General features: G+C 62.3%; 21 protein-coding genes. 4 read left to right on the top strand and 17 right to left on the bottom strand.

Translation table 11 applies throughout. The features are described from left to right. Positions 1–33: 33 nt before the first annotated feature. From clpX to ACTXGA_RS11075, 15 genes are all read right to left on the bottom strand, one after another. Entirely contained in the window at positions 34–1299 is a 1266-nt protein-coding gene (gene clpX, locus ACTXGA_RS11145; protein WP_443393608.1) for an ATP-dependent Clp protease ATP-binding subunit ClpX, read from the bottom strand. 166 nt (positions 1300–1465) lie between these two features. Further along, positions 1466–2098 carry an ATP-dependent Clp protease proteolytic subunit gene (locus ACTXGA_RS11140; protein ID WP_443393606.1) on the bottom strand — a complete coding sequence of 211 codons (633 nt, stop codon included), beginning with the start codon at positions 2096–2098 and terminating at the stop codon, positions 1466–1468. A 337-nt stretch (positions 2099–2435) separates the two neighbouring features. Continuing rightward, positions 2436–3350: a cation diffusion facilitator family transporter gene (locus tag ACTXGA_RS11135; RefSeq protein ID WP_443393604.1), complete on the bottom strand. Its 915-nt coding sequence runs from the start codon at positions 3348–3350 to the stop codon at positions 2436–2438. 125 nt (positions 3351–3475) lie between these two features. Further along, positions 3476–3913 (bottom strand): DUF302 domain-containing protein, encoded by a 438-nt coding sequence (locus tag ACTXGA_RS11130; RefSeq protein WP_443393602.1) that lies wholly within the window; start codon positions 3911–3913, stop codon positions 3476–3478. A 41-nt stretch (positions 3914–3954) separates the two neighbouring features. Continuing rightward, entirely contained in the window at positions 3955–5220 is a 1266-nt protein-coding gene (locus tag ACTXGA_RS11125) for an FCSD flavin-binding domain-containing protein (RefSeq protein ID WP_443393601.1), read from the bottom strand. 402 nt (positions 5221–5622) lie between these two features. Then, positions 5623–6339, bottom strand: a complete 717-nt coding sequence (locus ACTXGA_RS11120) for a c-type cytochrome (protein ID WP_443393599.1) — start codon at positions 6337–6339, stop codon at positions 5623–5625. Positions 6340–6343: 4 nt separating this feature from the next. Further along, positions 6344–7603 (bottom strand): c-type cytochrome, encoded by a 1260-nt coding sequence (locus ACTXGA_RS11115; RefSeq protein ID WP_443393597.1) that lies wholly within the window; start codon positions 7601–7603, stop codon positions 6344–6346. Further along, the gene (soxC, locus tag ACTXGA_RS11110) at positions 7587–8864 is read right to left on the bottom strand and encodes a sulfite dehydrogenase (protein ID WP_443393596.1); all 1278 of its coding nucleotides are present in this window, start codon (positions 8862–8864) and stop codon (positions 7587–7589) included. The genes ACTXGA_RS11115 and soxC overlap by 17 nt, the downstream gene beginning before the upstream one ends. A gap of 94 nt (positions 8865–8958) precedes the next feature. Continuing rightward, positions 8959–10656 carry a thiosulfohydrolase SoxB gene (gene soxB, locus ACTXGA_RS11105; RefSeq protein WP_443393594.1) on the bottom strand — a complete coding sequence of 566 codons (1698 nt, stop codon included), beginning with the start codon at positions 10654–10656 and terminating at the stop codon, positions 8959–8961. A gap of 96 nt (positions 10657–10752) precedes the next feature. Next, positions 10753–11604 carry a sulfur oxidation c-type cytochrome SoxA gene (soxA, locus tag ACTXGA_RS11100; RefSeq protein WP_443393593.1) on the bottom strand — a complete coding sequence of 284 codons (852 nt, stop codon included), beginning with the start codon at positions 11602–11604 and terminating at the stop codon, positions 10753–10755. A 64-nt stretch (positions 11605–11668) separates the two neighbouring features. Then, positions 11669–11998 carry a thiosulfate oxidation carrier complex protein SoxZ gene (gene soxZ, locus ACTXGA_RS11095; protein WP_443393591.1) on the bottom strand — a complete coding sequence of 110 codons (330 nt, stop codon included), beginning with the start codon at positions 11996–11998 and terminating at the stop codon, positions 11669–11671. A gap of 32 nt (positions 11999–12030) precedes the next feature. Continuing rightward, entirely contained in the window at positions 12031–12465 is a 435-nt protein-coding gene (soxY, locus tag ACTXGA_RS11090) for a thiosulfate oxidation carrier protein SoxY (protein ID WP_443393590.1), read from the bottom strand. Positions 12466–12489: 24 nt separating this feature from the next. Beyond that, positions 12490–12966, bottom strand: a complete 477-nt coding sequence (gene soxX, locus ACTXGA_RS11085) for a sulfur oxidation c-type cytochrome SoxX (RefSeq protein WP_443393588.1) — start codon at positions 12964–12966, stop codon at positions 12490–12492. 401 nt (positions 12967–13367) lie between these two features. After that, on the bottom strand, positions 13368–13952 hold the full coding sequence (locus ACTXGA_RS11080) for a thioredoxin family protein (protein WP_443393586.1): 585 nt from the start codon (positions 13950–13952) through the stop codon (positions 13368–13370). Positions 13953–14022: 70 nt separating this feature from the next. Then, positions 14023–14760: a cytochrome c biogenesis CcdA family protein gene (locus tag ACTXGA_RS11075; protein ID WP_443393585.1), complete on the bottom strand. Its 738-nt coding sequence runs from the start codon at positions 14758–14760 to the stop codon at positions 14023–14025. Between the two features lie 75 nt (positions 14761–14835). Between ACTXGA_RS11075 and ACTXGA_RS11070 the strand changes: the two genes are divergently transcribed. The 3 genes from ACTXGA_RS11070 (at position 14836) to ACTXGA_RS11060 (ending at position 16733) form a co-directional block, all read left to right on the top strand. Beyond that, complete coding sequence (locus ACTXGA_RS11070; protein WP_443393583.1) at positions 14836–15216, top strand: thioredoxin fold domain-containing protein; 381 nt, start codon at positions 14836–14838, stop codon at positions 15214–15216. Between the two features lie 14 nt (positions 15217–15230). Then, a complete protein-coding gene (locus ACTXGA_RS11065) occupies positions 15231–15566 on the top strand; it encodes an ArsR/SmtB family transcription factor (protein WP_443393581.1) in 336 nt (111 codons plus the stop codon). A gap of 108 nt (positions 15567–15674) precedes the next feature. Next, positions 15675–16733 carry a YeeE/YedE family protein gene (locus tag ACTXGA_RS11060; protein WP_443393580.1) on the top strand — a complete coding sequence of 353 codons (1059 nt, stop codon included), beginning with the start codon at positions 15675–15677 and terminating at the stop codon, positions 16731–16733. 165 nt (positions 16734–16898) lie between these two features. Here ACTXGA_RS11060 and ACTXGA_RS11055 read toward each other — a convergent pair whose 3' ends face one another. Together ACTXGA_RS11055 and ACTXGA_RS11050 are read right to left on the bottom strand one after the other, a co-directional pair. Continuing rightward, entirely contained in the window at positions 16899–17315 is a 417-nt protein-coding gene (locus tag ACTXGA_RS11055; protein ID WP_443393578.1) for a c-type cytochrome, read from the bottom strand. Positions 17316–17525: 210 nt separating this feature from the next. Next, complete coding sequence (locus ACTXGA_RS11050; RefSeq protein ID WP_443393576.1) at positions 17526–18113, bottom strand: riboflavin synthase; 588 nt, start codon at positions 18111–18113, stop codon at positions 17526–17528. 83 nt (positions 18114–18196) lie between these two features. Here ACTXGA_RS11050 and ACTXGA_RS11045 point away from each other — a divergent pair, with 83 nt between their 5' ends. Next, a complete protein-coding gene (locus ACTXGA_RS11045; protein ID WP_443393574.1) occupies positions 18197–19489 on the top strand; it encodes a capsule polysaccharide biogenesis protein in 1293 nt (430 codons plus the stop codon). The last annotated feature ends 3 nt before the right edge of the window (positions 19490–19492 follow it).

Raw genomic sequence — 19492 nt, 5'->3', positions numbered from 1 at the left:
ACCCCGCCCTACGCAATTGTTTTTGTTTCGATCTCAGCCCGCCGAGGCGCCCTCTTTCTTGGGTTCGGCGTAGATCATCAGCGGCTTGGCGTCCGAGTTGACGGCCTCGTCGTTCACCACCACCTCTGTCACGTCCTCCATGCCCGGCAGTTCGAACATGGTGTCCAGAAGGATGCCTTCGAGGATGGAACGCAGGCCGCGTGCGCCGGTTTTGCGTTCAATGGCCTTTTTCGCGATGGCCGAGAGCGCGTCTTCGGTGAAGTCGAGCTTGGTGTCTTCCATCTCGAAGAGGCGCTGGTACTGCTTGACCAGCGCGTTCTTGGGCTGGGTCAGGATGGTGACAAGCGCGTCCTCATCCAGATCCTCAAGCGTGGCGATGACCGGCAGACGACCGACAAATTCCGGGATCAGGCCGAATTTCAGCAGATCCTCGGGCTCGAGCTCCTTGAAGGTTTCGCCAACGCCCTGTTCGCTGTCATCGCGCACGTCCGCACCGAAGCCCATGGCAGAGCCCTTGCCACGCTGCTTGATGATGCGGTCGAGACCGGCGAAGGCGCCGCCGCAGATGAACAGGATGTTTGTCGTGTCCACCTGCAGGAATTCCTGCTGCGGATGCTTGCGCCCGCCCTGCGGCGGAACGGAGGCAACGGTGCCTTCCATCAGCTTGAGCAGGGCCTGCTGCACACCCTCACCCGACACGTCGCGGGTGATCGAAGGGTTTTCAGACTTGCGCGTGATCTTGTCGACCTCGTCGATGTAGACGATGCCGCGCTGCGCGCGTTCGACGTTGTATTCGCTGGCCTGCAACAGCTTGAGAATGATGTTTTCCACATCCTCACCGACATAGCCGGCCTCTGTCAGCGTGGTCGCATCCGCCATGGTAAAGGGCACATCGAGGATGCGCGCCAGCGTCTGCGCCAGCAGCGTCTTGCCGCAACCGGTGGGGCCGATCAGCAGGATGTTGGATTTCGCCAGTTCGATATCCGACGATTTCTGCGCGTGGTTCAACCGCTTGTAGTGGTTGTGCACCGCGACAGAGAGCACGCGCTTGGCCGTTGCCTGACCAATCACGTAATCGTCGAGCACCTCACATATTTCGCGCGGGGTGGGCACCCCGTCAGAGGCCTTGAGCCCCGCGCCCTTGGTTTCCTCACGGATGATATCCATGCAGAGTTCAACACACTCGTCACAGATGAACACCGTGGGGCCAGCGATCAGCTTGCGCACCTCGTGCTGGCTCTTGCCGCAGAAACTGCAGTAGAGCGTGTTCTTGCTATCGCCGCCTGAATTCGTTGCCATCAGTCGCACCTTTCCCGGGCTCGGTCCCGGTTTCCTGCTTCGCCGGCGGCCAGTCCTGCACCCACCAATGCCGCCGATCGCCAGTGTTCGGACAGCTTAGGCCACGTCACGGGACGCGACAATCCGAAAATTGGCCCTGCGCCGGCTATGGCGCAGGGCTGATGAATTACGCGTCGCCCTTTTCGTCGCCGGAGACGCGAGAGGTCACAATCTCATCGATCAGGCCCCATTCCTTGGCCTTTTCCGCATCCATGAAATTATCACGTTCCAGCGCGGCTTCGACGTTTTCGTAGGTCTGGCCGGTGTGTTTCACGTAGATTTCGTTCAACCGTCTTTTCAGTTTCAGCGTCTCTTCGGCGTGAATCATGATATCCGTCGCCTGACCCTGATAACCGCCGGAGGGCTGGTGAACCATGATGCGGCTGTTGGGCAGCGAGTAGCGCATGCCCGGCGCACCGGCGGTCAGGAGCAGAGAGCCCATCGAGGCCGCCTGCCCGATCACGAGGGTCGAGACCTTGGGTTTGATGTACTGCATCGTGTCGTAGATCGACAGACCCGAGGTCACGACACCGCCGGGGCTGTTGATATACATGGAGATTTCCTTGGACGGGTTTTCCGCCTCAAGGTGCAGCAGCTGCGCCACGACGAGCGTGGACATGCCGTCATGCACCGGGCCGTTCACGAAAATGATCCGTTCCTTCAGCAGCCGCGAAAAGATGTCATATGCGCGTTCGCCCCGAGAGGTCTGTTCGACCACCATGGGAACGAGGTTCATGTATGTCTCGATTGGGTCGTTCATGCTTGCCTGCCTGCTGAAGTGTCGTCAATTGTTCGTAACGCCGAGAAGTTACCTGAGTCTTAGTATCGCCCTTGGGGGGCTGCAAGGGGCGGCGAAGAATTGCGCAGGTTGTGCGGCGGACGGGCTTGGCCCCGCGGCGGTTCGGATTAGTTGTGCAAGATGGGCAATTTTGGCTTTCGACCTGACCGCTCCACAGCGCTGGAGGCGCCGAACAGGTGGTGACGCCCTGTGCGCGGGCATGGCCGCATGCGGCAGCCGGGATTTTCAAGTTCAAAAGCGGATCCCAAAGCTGCAGGGTGACATGCGTGGGATGAGCCTCGCCTGACGTCGGGTGTTGTCAGCCAATCCGGCGCGCGTCGGTGCAGACATGCGCCGCGCATTCCATTTCGAGCGTTACATGGGTCAGACCATGGGCCTCTTTCAGGCGGATCTTGACGCTGTCCTTGATGGCATCGGCCCGATGCCATTCACCCGATGCAATCACCAGATGCGCCTGCAGGGCGGCGGCATGTTCGTCCACCTGCCACACGTGCGCGTGGTGCAGCCCCTCGACGCCCTCAACCGACTCGGCGGTGCGCAGCACATTTTCGGGGACCATGCGCGGCGGGCTGCCCAGCATGAGAATACGGATCACGCCGCCGATTTCGGACCAAGCCATCCACAGGATGTACCCCGCGATCAGGAGCGTGATCGCCGGGTCCACCCAGAACCAGCCAAAGGCCCAGATCAGCCCGCCCGCGACGATCACCGCGACTGACCCCATCGCATCGGCGAGGTTGTGCAGAAAGGCCGCGCGGATGTTCACGCTGTCCTGCGCCATCCGATAGGTCAGCGCGGCGGTCACGAGGTCGATCACAAGGGCCACCGTCGCGATGACGATCACCAGCCAGCCGATGACCTCCTGCGGCTGCAGGAAGCGCATCACCGCCTCATAGGCAAGATACAGGCCAATGACGATCAGCGTGGTCAGGTTGATCAACGCGGCCACCACCTCTGCCCGGCCGTAGCCGAATGTCATGTCCGAATCCGCCGGACGGCGCGCGATGCGGCGCGCCCAGGCGGCGATGATCAGGCTGGCGGCGTCGGAAAAGTTGTGCAGCGCGTCGGCGATCATGGCGAGCGATCCCGACAGGATACCGCCCGCCACCTGTGCGACTGTCAGCAGAAGATTGACGCCGACGGCGGCAGCCATGCGGGCGTCCCCGGCATCGGGATCGACTTGGTGGTGATGGTGATGACGACCGTGGGGCATGGGCGCAGGAAGGGCGCTATTTCAAGGCGCGTCAAGCGCCCACGTCAGGAAGGGCGGCGAAGCGCCGCGCGGGTGCCGGCCCCGGAGACATCCCCGGAGCCGGCATTTACTGGGCCGTCTAATTTTCAGTCACCCACAGCCTCGCGGGCGATGCCGTCCAGCAGGCTTTGCACGTCCTGCATCGGGCCATCGGGCAGGTTGCGGAATCCCACGGCAACCTCCCCCGCCTTGTCAGTGACGAAGATGCCATAGGGGCAATGCGCGATGTTCATGGGATCGGCCTCCATCACGCTGCGCGACACCACGGCCGAGCAGAAGATGAAGATGTCGGCGGCGTCGTAGATCTTGACGTCGCTTCCCACATCTTCGCCCGTGCGGTTCAGCATGTCGCCCACATGGCTGACGTAGTCGATCACCAGCCCCTGCCCGACGATCGCGCTTTCAACGGCAAAGGTCGCATCCTCGAACGTCCCATCGAAGGCATAGGTCGTAACGCCATCATCGGCGAGCGCCGCCAAAGGTGCCAGGGCAACGGCCCCGGCGGCCAATACAGTGCGTATCATGTCAATCTCCCTTTCGTCGTGTGAACGCCAAGGCGTCCGGTTCAGCCGAACATGTCGGCGGTGATGCCAGAGTACCAACCTATGCTTTCCTCATAGGTGGCCTTGCGCATGGCGGCGTCCTCTCCCGTCTGGCTGACGAAACTGGAGACCGATGCGATCTTTTCATCCGTCGCTTCATAGGCCGCGCCGACCTTGACGCCGTCGTCGGTGGCGATCAGCGACCAGCAGGTGTTGGAGTACTTGGCCGGGAAAATGCGGCTGCCGGTCAATGCGCCGCGCACAGCCATGGCCGCAACCTTGGCCTGGCTGTTGGCGGAAAAGCCGGATTTCGGCATGTCCCCCTGATTGGTGGCGTCGCCGAGGATGTGGATGTTCTCATCCATGCGCGACACCATGGTATGGCCGTCGACCGGGGCCCAGTTGCCATCGGTCAGACCCGCCGCGGCACAGATCATGCCCGCCTTTTGCGCCGGAATGACGTTGCAGACATCGGCCTTGACGATTTCGCCGTCGATATCGACCTCCATCGTGTCCGCATTGACCGAGACGTTGCCGCCGCCAAATTCCGGTCCCAGACGTTCGATCATGCCACCGTAATGCTTTTGCCAGCCTTCTTCGAAGAGTCCCTGCTTGGAGAATTTCTCTTTCGGGTCGGCGATGATGATCTTGGCGGTCGGGTTCTTTTCCTTCAGCACATGGGCGACCATCGAAATCCGCTCATATGGGCCGGGCGGGCAGCGGTAAGGGTTCGGGGGCGCGACCATGACATAGGTGCCGCCCTCTGGCATGGATTCGATCTGAGCCTTTAGCAGGGCCGTCTGCGTGCCCGCCTTGTAGGCATGCGGCATGGCGGTCTGGGTCGAGAGATCCCAGCCGGGCACTGCGCCTTCGACAAAGTTGATCCCCGGCGAGATCACGAGGCGGTCATAGGGAACGCTGCCACCACCGGCCAGCGCCACGGTCCTGGCGTCGCGGTCCACGCCCACGGCCCAATCATGCACGACGTTAATGCCGTACTCCGATGCCAACGTGGCATAGCTGTGGGCGATGCTTTCCAGCGTGCGAAAGCCGCCGATGTAGAGGTTCGAGAAAAAGCAGGTGTAATAGGTGCGCGTAGGCTCGATCAGGGTGACGTCGATCTCTCCCTTCGAATCCTTGGCGATGTAGCGGGCGGCGGTTGCGCCCCCTGCCCCGCCGCCGATCACCACAACGCGCGGCTTGCCGTGGCTGGCCGCCTGCACCATGGGTGCCGAAAGCGAGGCCGCCGCCGCGGCGGTGCCCAGAAACGCTCTTCTGTTGAATGTCATGTCCATCTCCTCATTACTGGACGGTATTTGTACGCGGCGCCCCCGTTTTTCTCAGAGGGTTACGCCGGCTGTGCCCCCCCCAAAACGTAGAACGCCCCGGGGAACAGCGTGTCCCTCGGAGCGTCCGTTGGTCTGAAAATGTCTTTTCGGGGCGCGGGCCCGCGTCGTCAGGCCGGTAACAGCCCGTATGACGCCGCAAGCGCAAGGATCGCGCCTAACATGACAATGCGGTAGGCGAAGGTCATTCGCATAAGGTCCATCCAAATCGTCCGGGGGTGCAGCCCCGGTCTGAAAACCACGCGTCGGCGATAAAAAAGCCTCTGCGCGACGGGTCGTCAGTTCCCGTAACGTCACTTTCGCGATTTGGGTGGCTTGCCTCAATTGCGGAATACCTGACCCTCCCTAGTCGATGGTGGCAAAATATGCCGCGAGCGCGGCGATTTCCTCGTCCGACAGACGCCCCGCCATCATCTGCATGACCGGATGCGGACGCAGGTTGCGCTTGTAGGCGTGCATGGCGACGACGAAGTCTTCTTCATGCCATTTCACGATGGACGGGATGCCGTCATCGGCGCCATCCCTTTTGTGACAGGTCAGGCATTCCGAGGCGAGATATTCGCCGTAAGCCACGTCACCGACGATGGCGAGGATCTCTGGCGGCAGTTCGACCTCGCGCGCGATGGCGGTCGGCTCGGCCTCCGGGATGTCCTGCGGGCTGGCGGAGAACTGGCGCAGATAGGCCAGCACGTCGTGGCGGTCCTGTTGGTCCTTGATGCCGCGAAAGGACATGCGCGTGCCGGACACAAGGGCGCGGGGATTTTCGATATAGGCGTCCAGGCGATCGTAATCCCAGATCAGCCCATCGTCATGGGCGCGGTCCATCGCGTCGGAATAATCGAAGCCATCGATGCTGCCCGCGCGGCGTCCGAAGATGCTGTTGAGATGAGGACCGGCGCGGTTGACAGCACCCGGGCCGAGGTTGTGACAGCCGGTGCATTTGCGAAAGACCTCTGCCCCGCGATCGGCATCGCCGATGAGCCGGGCTTCCTCCTCTGCAAGAACTGGCCCCCCGATCAGGGGGACCAGTGCGACGAGGGCTGTTTTGACCAGCCTCTTCATCTGCTTACTGCGGGTCTGACGTCAAATAGGCGATGATCGCCTCCAGATCCGCGTCTTTTTTCAGACCGGCAAAGGCCATCTTGGTGCCTTTCACCGTACCGCGCGGGTCGGCGAGGAAGGCTGCGAGGGTCTCTTCGTCCCAGGCGCCGCCCATCTCGGCCATGGTCCTGGAGTACTTGAAGCCGTCGATCCCGCCGATCGCGCGCCCGACAACCTCGTTCAGGTGCGGACCGGTGCGATTCTTGGCACCTTCCCCGATCTGGTGGCAGGCCTTGCACTTGCCAAAGACCTTTTTACCCGCGGCGACCAGTTCCGGGTCCAGCGCACCCCCTGCCGGGGCGGCGGCCGGGGTTGGCTCCGGATCGGGCGTGGCGGTGGGTTCCGGCGCGGGGTCGGCGGAGGCGGTCACCTCGGGCTGCGGCTCGGGATCGGCCTTGGGCTCGACCGTTTCCTCTTCGGGGGTCACGTCCAGCACGGTGGCGCGCATGGTGATTTCCACGCTGTCCTTGCAGTTTTCCATGCAGGGTTCGGTGCGCCAGATCGAATATTCGGTCTCTGCCCGATCATCGACGATGAACCCGTCCGCATTCGGCAGGGTAACTTGCGGCAGCGTCTCCTGGTTGAGCTCAAAGTCATCCTCGATCAGGTCGTTCGAATAGAGGATGTAGGCGACGATGGCATAGGTATCGTCCACCGACAGCGACTGCGCGTTGCCGAAGGGCATGGAGCGGTGCACGTAGTCCCAGACCGTCGAGGTATAGGGCCAGTAGCTGCCCACGGTCTTCAGCGGGTCTTCATCGGCAAGGGTGCCTTCGCCCCCGGCCAGCTTGGGCCAGTTGTCGACACCTTCGGCAAAGGAGCCGTGGCAGGAAGCGCAGTTCTCTTCAAAGATGCTTTCGCCGTCCAGCGCGTTGCCGGTGCCGGCGGGCAGGCCGGTGCCGTCCGGGCTAACGTCCAGATCCCATGCCTTGACTTCCTCCGGCAGCGCCTCGCGGCCAAGGCCGAATCGCAGGCCCTTGCTGTCACCGTTGTCGGCATGGGCCGCGCCGATGATGCCGCCGTCAAGCGCTGCCGGGTCCGCCGCCGGGGCGGTGGCGGTCTTGACCGGTTCGACCGGCTCCGGGATGGGCGCGGGCAGACTGCCCAGCATATCCGGGCGGTCGGGGAAATCGGCCACGTTGCGGTCGGCGAAGTTGTAGGCGCCGAGCAGCAGCAGGCCGACGCCTGCGGCAGTGCCTGCGTAAAGATTAAGAGACTTCGACATTTTCGGCCTCCCCGTTGGCTTTCACATGCCATGTCTGGATGCAGTTGTTGTGATAGATCGAGTTCAGCCCGCGCACGTCGCGCAACTGGGCCTTGGTCGGCTGGACATAGCCGGTCTCATCCATCGCGCGGGACTGGATCAGCATGTCTTCGCCGTTCCATGTGGTGTCGAGGTAGAAGCGGGTCAGGGCCTTGTCCTCACCCGGGGCCGCCAGGCGGGCGGTTTCCCATGTGATGCCGCCGTCCTTGGACACATCGACTCGGGTGATTTTGCCGTGGCCGGACCACGCCATGCCGGTGATGACCAGCGGGCCGTGACCGTGCGTGATGGGCGCCTGCGGGCTGGGCGAGGTGATGACGGACTTGGCGTCCATGACCCAGGTCCACTTGCGCGAGGTGCCATCCTCCAGCGTATCGGTGTATTTCGACGTCTCTTCGCGGCTTTCGACGGGGCCATCCATGACCTCGACGCGGCGCAGCCACTTGACCCACATGTTGCCTTCCCAGCCGGGAACGACAAGGCGGACGGGGTAGCCGTGCTCCTTGCGCAGCGCCTCGCCGTTGGCCTTGAAGGCGACCAGCACGTCGTCCATCGCCTTTTCCATCGGGATGGAGCGGCCGTTGGAGGAGGCATCCGCTCCCTCGACATAGACCCACTTGTCCTTGAAGTCGCCAGCCGCATCCAGACCGGCCTCTGCCAGCAGGGTGCGCAGCGGGACGCCGGTGTATTCCATGTTGTGGATCATGCCGTGCGTGAACTGCGCGCCGTTCAGCTGTGCGCCCGCCCATTCCATGCCGGTGTTGGCCGCGCATTCGCAGAAATAGACGTGCTGTTCGCGCGGGAAACGTTCCAGATCCTCGTAGGAGAAGACAAGCGGCTTATCCACCAGACCGTTGATCATCAGGCGGTAGTCGGGCTTGGACAGTTCGATCGCGCCCGAGTGATGGCGCTCAAAGGCGCAGCCTTGTGGGGTGATGGTGCCGTCCAGCGCGTGGATGGGGGTGAAGTTGATCGAAGAGATCGTGTCTGCGGTCAGCCACTCGACGTTGCGGCGCACAACATCGTCTTCGAACTTGATCGGCAGGCCATAGGGGACCTCATCTACGCCGTGGCCAAAGCCGGCCGCCCATTCCTGCACTTCGGTGATCAGCGGATCGGGACCTGCGGCGCGGGCGCCGGTGGCGGCCACTGCCCCTGCCCCCAGTGCGGCGGCACTGGTCAGGAACTGGCGGCGCGAAGGGCCGTTGGTTTCCTTGCTCATTGCGTTCTCCTTACGGATCATTTCATTCATCTATGTGAATGATTTGGCGAAATTTTCGGCGGGCCGAAGCCCGCCGGAACTGAAGGCCGGTCGCTCAGGCGTTCACGACCTCGACATTGTTGCGCGGGTCGATCGTCACGGTGCCCAGCTTGCGGATGTGGTTTTCGACCACGTCCCAGATCTGTGGCCCTTCGGTGCCCTCGTTGACCGAGGCCCAGCCGGCGACCACGTAGTTCTTGGCCGGGTCGATGGCCTCTCCGGTCTTGAGCAGGGTCATGTCGGAGATCCGCTCTCCCTGCGGCTTGGTCACGTCGCAGCGATAGCCCATGCCGCCGATGCGAACCATGTCACCGCCCTGCTGATAATAGGGATCGGGGTTGAAGATGTTGTCGGCAACGTCCTCAAGGATCACCTTGATGAATTCGCCTGTCATTTCAGAGCGATACGCCTTACCGTAGGACATGCTGGTGACGTTCCAGATGTCCTCTCGGGTGATGTCGTCACCAGGGATCAGCGACGGCCCCCAGCGGACGCCGGGCGACATGGCGATGTCCGCCTCACGCTCAGACAGCAGCGCGTCACAGATCAGGTCGTCCCATGTGCCGTTGAAGTTGCCACGGCGATAGAGCAGCGAATCCGTTTGGCCGATCACCTCGGACAGTTCCGACGCGTAAGGCGCGCGCTGTTCGTCGATCAGGGCGGCCATATCCGCATCCGGCGTGATCACGTCCGAGAAGATCGGGATCAGCTTGTGGCGGAAGCCCATCATGCGGCCGTTCTGCACGTCCAGATCAACGCGGGAGACGAATTTGCCGTTGGAGCCGGAGGCGATCAGGATGGTGTCGCCGATCAGGACCGGCTCAGGCAGGGCGTCATGGGTGTGGCCGGTCAGGATCACGTCGATGCCGGTGACCTTCGAGGCCATCTTCTTGTCCACGTCGAAACCGTTGTGCGACAGGCAGACCACCAGTTCGGCGCCCTCGGCACGGACCTCGTCGACCATGGCCTGCATGTTCTCGTCGCGGATGCCGAAGGAGAATTCCGGGAACATCCAGCGCGGGTTGGCGATGGGCATATAGGGGAAGGCCTGACCGATGACGGCAATCTTGACACCGCCACGTTCGAAGAACTGGTAGGGTTTGAACAGATCCGAAGGTTCGTCCCATTCGGCGTCAAAGATGTTCTGGCCCAGGGCTGCGAAGGGCAGCCCTTCGACCAGCTCTGTGACGCGGTCGGTGCCCAGCGTGAATTCCCAGTGGAAGGTCATCGCGTCGGGCTTCAGCCCGTTCATCACGTTGACCATGTCCTGCCCTTCGGTGTGGTAGCAGGTGTAGGAGCCGTGCCATGTATCGCCGCCGTCCAGCAGCAGCGCATCGGGGCGGTCGGCGCGGATCGCGTTCACCACCGTTGCGACCCTGTCCATACCGCCAACGCGGCCATAGGCTTGTGCCAGCGATGAAAAATCGCCCGAGGACAGCGCGTAATGCGAAGGAGAGCCGTCGTCGATGCCGTAGAGCTTGCGGAAATCCGCGCCGGTGACATGCGGCACCGCACCCTTGTTGCCGCCCACCCCGATGTTGACCGAGGGTTCGCGGAAATAGATCGGCTTCAGCTGCGCATGGATGTCGGTGACATGGATCAGGCTGACGTTGCCGAAGGTATCGAATTGCAGCAGCTGGTCCTGCGTCAGTTTCTGCTGGGCGGCGAGCCGCGCCCAGTTACCAAAGCCAGAGGCCCCGAGCATTGCCGAGGCCGCCATGGACACCTGCAGGAAATCGCGTCTTGAGATCATGGGGAGGGCTTTCTGTCTCATGACACACATGCGCATGTGTGAATTTGTATGTTGAAAGAAACCCCGCGCCAGTCACCTGACGCGGGGCCGGTTTGTTTAGTTGCGGACCGAGGGGCCTTCGACCGAGAGGCCGTTGCCGCGCGACTTGACGTAAAGCTCAAGCGCGATGAACTCGGGCGAACCGGTACCGAAGGTCTCGGCGCGGGTGTCGCGGATGCAGCCTTTGAAACGCGAATGCGTGCCGTTCAGCTTGGCATTCTTCAGACGGTAGGTCGGGAAACCGTTGATCTGGCCCTGGCTGAGGTGGTCGGCGCGGATGTAGTTGCCGTAATTCGCCTCGTGGCAGGACGCGCAGGCAAGCTCGAGCTGACCATAGCGCGTATAGTACATCTCCTTGCCTTTTTCCCAGTAGGACTGCGCCGGGCCGTCGATCGCCACGTTCACCGGCATGCCGCGCGAATGCGAGGTCACGAAGGCTTCCATGTTGATGGCGTCACCGGAGTCGTACTTCCAGGCATCTGCGCCCATCCGGTTCTCGCGGCAGTCGTTCATCTGCATCTGCAGCGTGCGCAGTTCGCCTGCTTCTTCGTTGTACTTCGGATAGGCCGCAGCGACGCCCTTCATGCTTTCGGCCGCGTCGGCGTGGCAGTCAGAGCAGGCCTTGCCTTCGGAACCTTCGGCTGTCTCCCAAGCTTCTGCGCCTTGGTCGACAAAGATCATGCCCTGGTTTTCGAAGTCGTCGGTCTGCAGTTGCTGCGTCTCATCCGAACGGAAATGCCAGCCCGAGATGATCTCGTCCAACGCGCCGTCCAGATGATCCGGAGCGGCGGCCTTGGTGACCATTTCGATCTCGCCATTGACGATCAGCGTGTCGTCATCGGCCCCGCCGGCAAAGGCCGCGGTTGCCGTCAGCAGTGCGGCCGCAGCCGTCAATGCCTTGATTTTCATTATGAACCCTCCCAATTGGCGACCCTGCCCCACTGCATGCGGGACAGGATGTAGCTTGCTCAGGTCAGCCGACGGCGACCGACTTGGTATCTTCGTAGACGTCGCCGTCATCGTCGTACCAGGTAAACTTCAGATCGCCGGCTTCCGGGATGGTCGCTTCGAATTCGAAGTAGGGGTTGGTCGAGATCGCAGGCGCGAGAACGATGTCGATCACGTTCTGACCGTTGAAATCGCAGGTGAAGCGATTGATGATCGACCGCGGGATGACATTGCCATCGCCGTCCTTGCGCTGACCCGATTCCATCTTGTGGGAAATCAGGGTCTTGATGGTCACGACCTCACCGGCAGATGCCTTCTTGGGGGCCTTGACGCGGGGTTTGACACCAGATGCCATTTTTCAGAACTCCTATGAGATAAGCCGCAGGATCAGCCGCCGCAGCCGCCGATGGTGACCTTCACAGTCTTCATCGCGGTTTGGTAGCTGCCGTCAGCCATCTTGGCGATGGCCTGCACGTCCTGCGTGCCTGCAAGGCGGATACGGGTCGATGCGGCCTGCGAACCGGCCAGCGGGCCAAAGCGGAAGGTGGCCACGCCCGGGGTCGGGTTGCCGAGGGCGTAGACACGCACCTCGACCGCGCCGGGCGCGTCGACCGCGATCGGAACGGTGTTGCCGTTTTCGGCGATTTCCGGGGCGGTCAGCGTCAGATCGCCCGCGCCGGCGTCCGCGCCAGCAAGGAAATCGTCAGGGGCGCCGACCATTTCGGCGTTCGGGTCTGCCTGAGCAGCAGCCTGCAGCGGCAGCATCGCCATTGCGGCGGCACCAGCGCCCAGTGCCAGGGTTTCACGTCTCGTGAAGTCCATCGTGTTTCTCCTTGGTGTGCTCGGTCAGCTTTCCTGCAGCGTCAGCAGGAATGCGACCACGTCTTCGATATCCTGCGCCGAAAGGATCGGCGCGAGTTCGCCCTTGGCAGCCTTGCCGGTATAGCCGTCACCGGGACGGATAAAGCCGGAGGTCTTGTAGAAGGACGGCATGACGGTGTCCGGGAATGCCATCTTGGCGTTTGCCACGATGCCGCGCAGCTCCTCGGCGGTGCGTGCCTCGCCTGTCCAGGACAGCTCGGGGCCGACTTCGCCCTGGAAAGGCACGTCGGGAAGCTGTGAAACCGCGTGGCAGGCCACGCAGTTGCCCTTGGATCTCGACGAAAAGACGGATTTGCCGTTTTCCACGTTTCCGTCAACGCCGGTCAGAGAAGCGGCAACTTCTCCGTACTCGCCATACTGGACGTCCCCTGGGGCGACGGTGTCCGCAAACGCGGCCCCGGCGACCAGAGCCGCCGCCGCAGTCATTGCTGTAAGCCTCATGTTCCCTCCCTAGGCTTTCGAGCCCCTTGAGAGGCTCTGGCTATTCGCTGTTGTCGTATACCGTAGGCCACCGCGCGTGTATTTCGCAACAACAAATTCACGGATGTGAATTATTGCTCCGTTTCGCCGCACCTTGAAATAATCTTTGCCGACGGTGCTGCGGCGCAGCGGTGCGCTAAGTTCCACATTTCCGCATAAAGATGAACGCGTTGACGGCTGCAACCGAGATTGTCGCGTGGCAAAGCGGACGGCCGAGACCCGTTCTGGACCCGCACGGCACCCAAAGCCGGAAACCGCAAAAGTTGACTAGAATCTCCCCTGTTCACCGGGGATGACTGCGCCCGGAGCGAAATGCCGACCGGGCCAGATGGCTTTCCGGTCAGCCGCGAATCGCGCGCGCCTCAGTCGGTGCGGCCGTTGTCCCGTTCCTGGATCCGGCGGGCGTGGTAGCGCTGAAAATCCTCGCCGGTTTCTTCCTGGATCTCGTACCGCTTTTCCGCAACCCAAGTGAACATGTCCAGCGACGTGCCCTTGGCAAAGGCCCCCGGCATCACCGCCACCTGAGCGTCCATCGCGGTCATGCCTTCGGGCACGTCTTCGGGCAGAAAGACGATGGTGGGCGTGAACAGCACCCGCCACTTCCGGGCCATGTCCTTTTCGGCCAGCGTCTCGCCGTCGAAATCCGTGACCTCGATGTCGCCGTGCAGGTTCAGCTGAACGACAAAGTAATTGTCTTCGATGAATTGCGACACGTCCGGCAGGTCAAACACCTCCTTGTGCATCGCGCTGCAGTAAACACAGCCGCGTTGCTCGAAGAACAGGACAAGCCGCTTGCCTTCGGCATTCGCCTCTTCGAGGTCTTCGCGCAGATCCTTGAAGGTGTCGCGCATCCAGGGTTGTTTGTGCAGGCCATCATCGCCCAGTTCCGCTGCCGCCACCGGCAAGGCCATGACAACGGCAAGCGCCGCTCCGATCCAGGTCTTCATACGGGTCTCCTCCTTGTATGCGATAGCGGGCCCGGCAGCGCCGCGACCGCGACCGTGAAATTGGCAGATGTCAGCTCAGGGCCGTCCACGACGGAAAGGTGTCGATCATCCACTGGGCAATCACATTGACGGTATCGGTTGCGATGAGAATGGCAAACAGGATCAGCATACCGCCCATCACCTTCTCGACATATTGCAGCTTGTCCCGGTGGCGCGCCGTCCATTTTAGGAAGGGTCCGGAGAACAGCGCCGCCACGACAAAAGGCGCGGTCATGCCAAAGCCGTAGACCAGCAACAGCAATCCGCCCCGGGTGATGTCCCCCATGCCGCTTGCGATCATCAGGATCGAGGCCAGCGCCGGGCCGACGCAGGGTGTCCAGCCAAAGCCAAAGGCAAGCCCCATCAGGTAGGCCCCAAATATGGTCGTGGGCTCTGCGCTGCTTTCCACGCGCGCCTCGCGGTACAGCAGCCCGATGCGGATCACGCCGAGAAAATGCAGGCCAAAAACCGCAAGGATCACCACGGCGACCCATTTGAGCGTGTCCAGATAATCGGCAAAGGCCTGTCCAATGGCCGTCGCGCCCATTCCCAGCAGCACGAAGATCGTCGTGACCCCTGCCGCGAAAAAGATCGCGGAGACAATCAGGCGGCGTTGCGCGCCGGGGCTGATCCCCGCATCATCGCGCAGTTCCGACATCGAGATCCCGGCCATGTAGCACAGGTAAAAGGGCACCATGGGCAGGATGCAGGGTGTAAAAAAGCTCAACAGACCGGCAAGTGCCGCACCGGCGAAGGATATCTCGAGCACGGGGGGACGCCTTTGCTTGAATAATTCACATATTCAGATTACGTTGTCCGTCAATCTGACGTCAATCGGTGTGCCATGCCTTCTGTGAAAATCTTTGCGGCCAGCGTGATCGGTCTCATCTCCACGATGGGGGCCGCGCTTGCGGACGACCTGCGGCTGGTGATTGTCGAACAACCGGGCTGCGCATATTGCGCGGCGTGGAATGACCAGATCGCACCGGCCTACCCGAACACCAGCGAAGGTAAGTTTGCGCCGCTGGTGCGTGCCGATCTGCACATGGGCCCGCCCGAAGGGATGAGCTATGCCCGCCGGGTCAACTTTACTCCGACCTTTATCCTGATCGAAGACGGCGAAGAAATCGCGCGGATGGAGGGCTATGTCGGCGAAGACTTCTTCTGGCCGATCTATTCCCAGCTCCTGCAGGAGCATACGGCCTATGTGCCGCCCGCGAACTGACACGAAAGACCCCCATGCCCCTACCGGTTTTGCACGACGATCTCTCTGACGATGAGCTTGACGCCATCGTGGAAAAGGCAACGACCGCCTCTTCGTTCCTGAAGGCGATCAGCCATGAAGGCCGGTTGATGATCCTGTGCCACCTTGTGACGGGCGAAAAATCCGTGACCGAACTCGAAGACCTTCTGTCCGCCCGGCAGGCAGCGGTGAGCCAGCAATTGTCGCGCCTGCGGCTGGAGGGGCTGGTGGTGCCCCGGCGTGAGGGCAAGGCAATCTATTACCGTCTCGCGGATGATCGTCCGCGCAAGATGCTGGAATGCGTCTACGAACTGTTCTGCAAGGACGACTGAGCCCGACGGAGCACCGCAGGGCGGCAGCGTCGGGACGCTTGCAGGATCGCGGACCGCCCTGCATACTCGATCTGCCTTGAGGCAACGGGTCAGGAGGAGGGCCCGTCCATGACCGAGTTTCTGACCGAACCCCAGGTGGTGGCCCTGATCGGGCTGCTGAGTGGTCTCCTGCTGGGCCTAGCGGCGCGGCTGGGGCGTTTCTGCACAATGGGTGCCATCGAGGATGCGCTGTATGGCGGATCGACAGTGCGGCTGCGCATGTGGGGCATGGCGATCGGGCTGGCCGTATTTGGCAGCTTTGCACTGATGGCCTCCGGTCTGTTGGTGGCTGCCGAAACCTATTACCTCTCGATCCGCTGGATGCCGCTGGCCTCTATCTTTGGCGGGCTGGTGTTCGGCTATGGCATGGCCCTGTCCGGCATGTGCGGCTACGGCGCAATTGCCCGGCTGGGCGGCGGCGATCTGCGCAGCTTTGTCATCGTGCTGGTGATGGGGGTGTCGACCTTTGTCGTCCTGTCCGGCCCGCTGGCCCCGCTCCGCGACATGGTGTTCCCGCAGGCCCCTGTCACGACAGAAGTGCCACCGGGCATCGCCCACCATCTGTCCGTCCTGACCGGCGCACCGGTCGCCGTGCTGGGTATGGGCCTTGGCGCACTGTTGTTCGCAGGCTCCGCAGCCTCTCGCGCGGTCTGGGAAAAGCCCGGACCGTTCATCTGGTCGACCGCCGTGGCGCTGGCGGTTGTTGGCGCTTGGGCGGGCACCTCATGGGTGGCCCATACCGGCTTCGACGCGCTGCCCGTCGTCTCGCACAGCTTTGCCGCGCCCTTGGGTGACACGATCCTGTGGTGGATGACCGGATCGGCCCGCCCGTTGAGCTTTGCCGTGGGGTCCGTCGCGGGTGTCTGGGGCGGAGCCTTTATCGGATCACTGATCAAGGGGCATTTCCGCTGGGAAGCCTGCGAAGACCCACGCGAATTGCGCCGCCAGATCTTTGGCGCGGCCCTGATGGGCGGTGGCGCTGTGATCGCGCTGGGCTGTTCCGTGGGTCAAGGGCTGAGCGCCTTTTCGGTGCTGGCCTTTTCCGCGCCTGTCACCTTTGCTGCCATCTTTGCCGGGGCTGCACTGGGCCTGCGGCAGTTGATCGTGGGCTTTCAGCCCGCAGAGTGATCCCGGGCTTATCGCGCCTTGATTGGCAAGACGGGGCGCTCTGAACCTTCAAATGTGACCAATGGTTCCGCTGGGGCGCGACGTGCTGACGGAATGGCCGACCTCCCTCAAAGGTCCGCCCCTTTGGACGGGACGGACCGGCATCGGAACACGGGCGACGCCGCCCTACTCCTGAATAGTCGACAGGAACATCGTGACGGCAAGGATGCGACCACTTGCAATGGCGATCGCGTCCCCCGGTTTGACACCGCGATCCGCCAAAGAGTCCGCGACGAAGTAATCCCCCCAGACCGGCATCTCCGCCTCACCATGGCCCGCCTTGCCCATGCCCCGCGCCAAGGTGTTGTAGACGCGGACAAAGGGAAACTGGCCGCCTTCGTTCTCTGAAAGCTTGGTCAGGTCAGCGGGCGGGATCTTGAAGAGTTCGGCAATCTCTCCTCCCCCCTTGCCGTCTTCGCCGTGGCAGACGGCGCAGAGCGCGCCAAACGCCGTTTTACCCAAAACCACTTCGTTTTCTTGCGCCTGTACCGTCGACGCACCGGCCAAAATCAATGCCGTCGCCAAGATTGACCTGAACTTCATGATCTTTCCTCCCGAAATCAGACAGCGGGAGCGGGAGACCCCCACTCCCTTTGAAACAAGCCAGAGACTTGCACATGAAAGACTACCGGGGCCCCTGAAGGCCCGGTATGATCTCCATCAATGCATTCGGGTTTTGGAATCTTTAGGCGCACACCCATCGGCTAAGCGCGCGGCGCGGGGGTTATCCGCCAATCTTGACCCTGAAAAGGATCAGCCCCAGTCCTGCAGACGGGCCACGTAGCGGGCAAGCGTGTCGATCTCGAGATTGATCCGGTCGCCGACTTTGGTCCCGCCCCAGGTGGTCACTTCCTTGGTGTGCGGGATGAAGTTGATGCCGAAATCGCGGCCATCGACCTCATTCACCGTCAGGGAGGTGCCATTGAGCGCCACTGATCCCTTGGGGGCGATGAATTTGGCCAGCGCCTCTGGCGCGCGAAAGGTAACGCGGGTGCTCTCCCCTTCGTCCTGCATCGCCACCACCTCGGCCACGCCATCGACGTGTCCGGACACGATATGCCCGCCCAACTCATCTCCGACGCGCAGCGCGCGTTCAAGGTTGATCCGGGTGCCTTCGGTCCAGTCGCCGACATTGGTCTTGGACACGGTTTCGGCGCTGATATCGACGTCAAACCAGCCCTCGCCCAGGCCCACAACCGTCAGGCAGACCCCGTTGCACGCAATAGAAGCCCCCATGTCGATACGCGAGGTGTCATAGGCGGTGCCGATCCGCGCATGCAGATCGCCGCGCTGTTCCAGCTTCTGAACCGTGCCCATATCCGTCACGATGCCTGTAAACATGCCGTCCCCTTGCCCTTGGGTCTTAATTTCGCCGAACTCAACGGGTAAACCATTTGCTCAGCAAGAGGGCATATCTGCGTGTCATGAGCAAGGCAACCGGCGATAAACGGGTCTTTCTGTTCCTTCAGGGACCGCACGGGCCGTTCTTTCACCGGCTCGGGACGATGCTGCGCAAGACCGGTGCCGATGTCTGGCGCGTGGGCTTCAACGCGGGCGACCGCGCCTTCTGGTTCCATCCCGAAAGTTACCTGCCCTATCGCGGGACGCCGCAGGATTGGCGCGGCTGGTTCGCGGACCTGATCAAGACGCGCCGTGTCACCGATATCGTGCTGTATGGCGATGTCCGGCCCATCCACGCCGAAGCGGTGGAAGAGGCACGGGCGCGCGGACTGACGGTGCATGTCTTCGAAGAAGGTTACATGCGGCCCTACTGGGTCACCTACGAACGTGGCGGATCAAACGGGCATTCGCGGCTGATGCAGATGTCGGTCGAGGACATGCGCCGCGCGCTGGAGCTGTCGGACATGGAGGCGCCCCTGCCCCCGGCCCATTGGGGCGACATGCGCCAGCACATCTTTTACGGCGCGCTCTACCATTGGTTCGTGATGTTCCGGAACGGCGCCTACCGAAATTTCCGGCCGCACCGGTCCGTACCGGTGTTTCAGGAGTTCCTGCTGTACCTGCGGCGGCTGTTCCTGATGCCGTTCAGCTGGGCAGACCGGGTCGCCGCCACGGCGCGCATCCGCATGGGCGGATTTCCCTATCATCTGGCGCTGATGCAGCTGGAGCATGACTCCAGTTTTCAGAAACACTCGCCCTTCGACACCATGCCCGAATTTGTCGACCTTGTGATCGAGGGCTTTGCGGAGGGTGCGCCGGGCCATCATCACCTTGTTTTCAAGGCGCATCCGCTGGAGGACGGCCGGGCGCGGGTGCGCCGCGCCGTGGCGCAGTCCGCCAAAAACCACGGCGTGGCCGACCGGGTGCATTACGTGCGCGGCGGCAAGCTGGCGCAACTGCTGAACGATGCGCGCAGCGCGGTGACGGTCAATTCCACCGCCGCGCAACAGGTGCTGTGGCGCGGTATCCCGCTGAAGGTCTTTGGCGAGGCGGTCTATGCCAAGCCCGAATTCGTCTCGGTCCAGACGTTGCCCGACTTCTTTGCCATGCCCACCCGGCCAGACAACAAGGCCTACAAGGATTACCGGCGCTACCTGCTGGAAACCTCGCAGCTGCCGGGCGGGTTCTATTCTGCCCGCGGGCGGCGGCAATTGCTGCGGCAGGTGGTCGATCTGATGCTCTCTCCCGATGATCCCTATGACGCGCTGAAGCGTGGGACCGCGGCCCCAAGGCAACAGTTGCGCGTGGTGCACTGACAG

The organism is Antarctobacter jejuensis (assembly GCF_052266595.1).
Classification (GTDB): domain Bacteria; phylum Pseudomonadota; class Alphaproteobacteria; order Rhodobacterales; family Rhodobacteraceae; genus Antarctobacter; species Antarctobacter jejuensis.
Note: the sequence above shows the minus strand (reverse complement) of the source record. Positions and strands in the feature narration are given on the sequence as shown.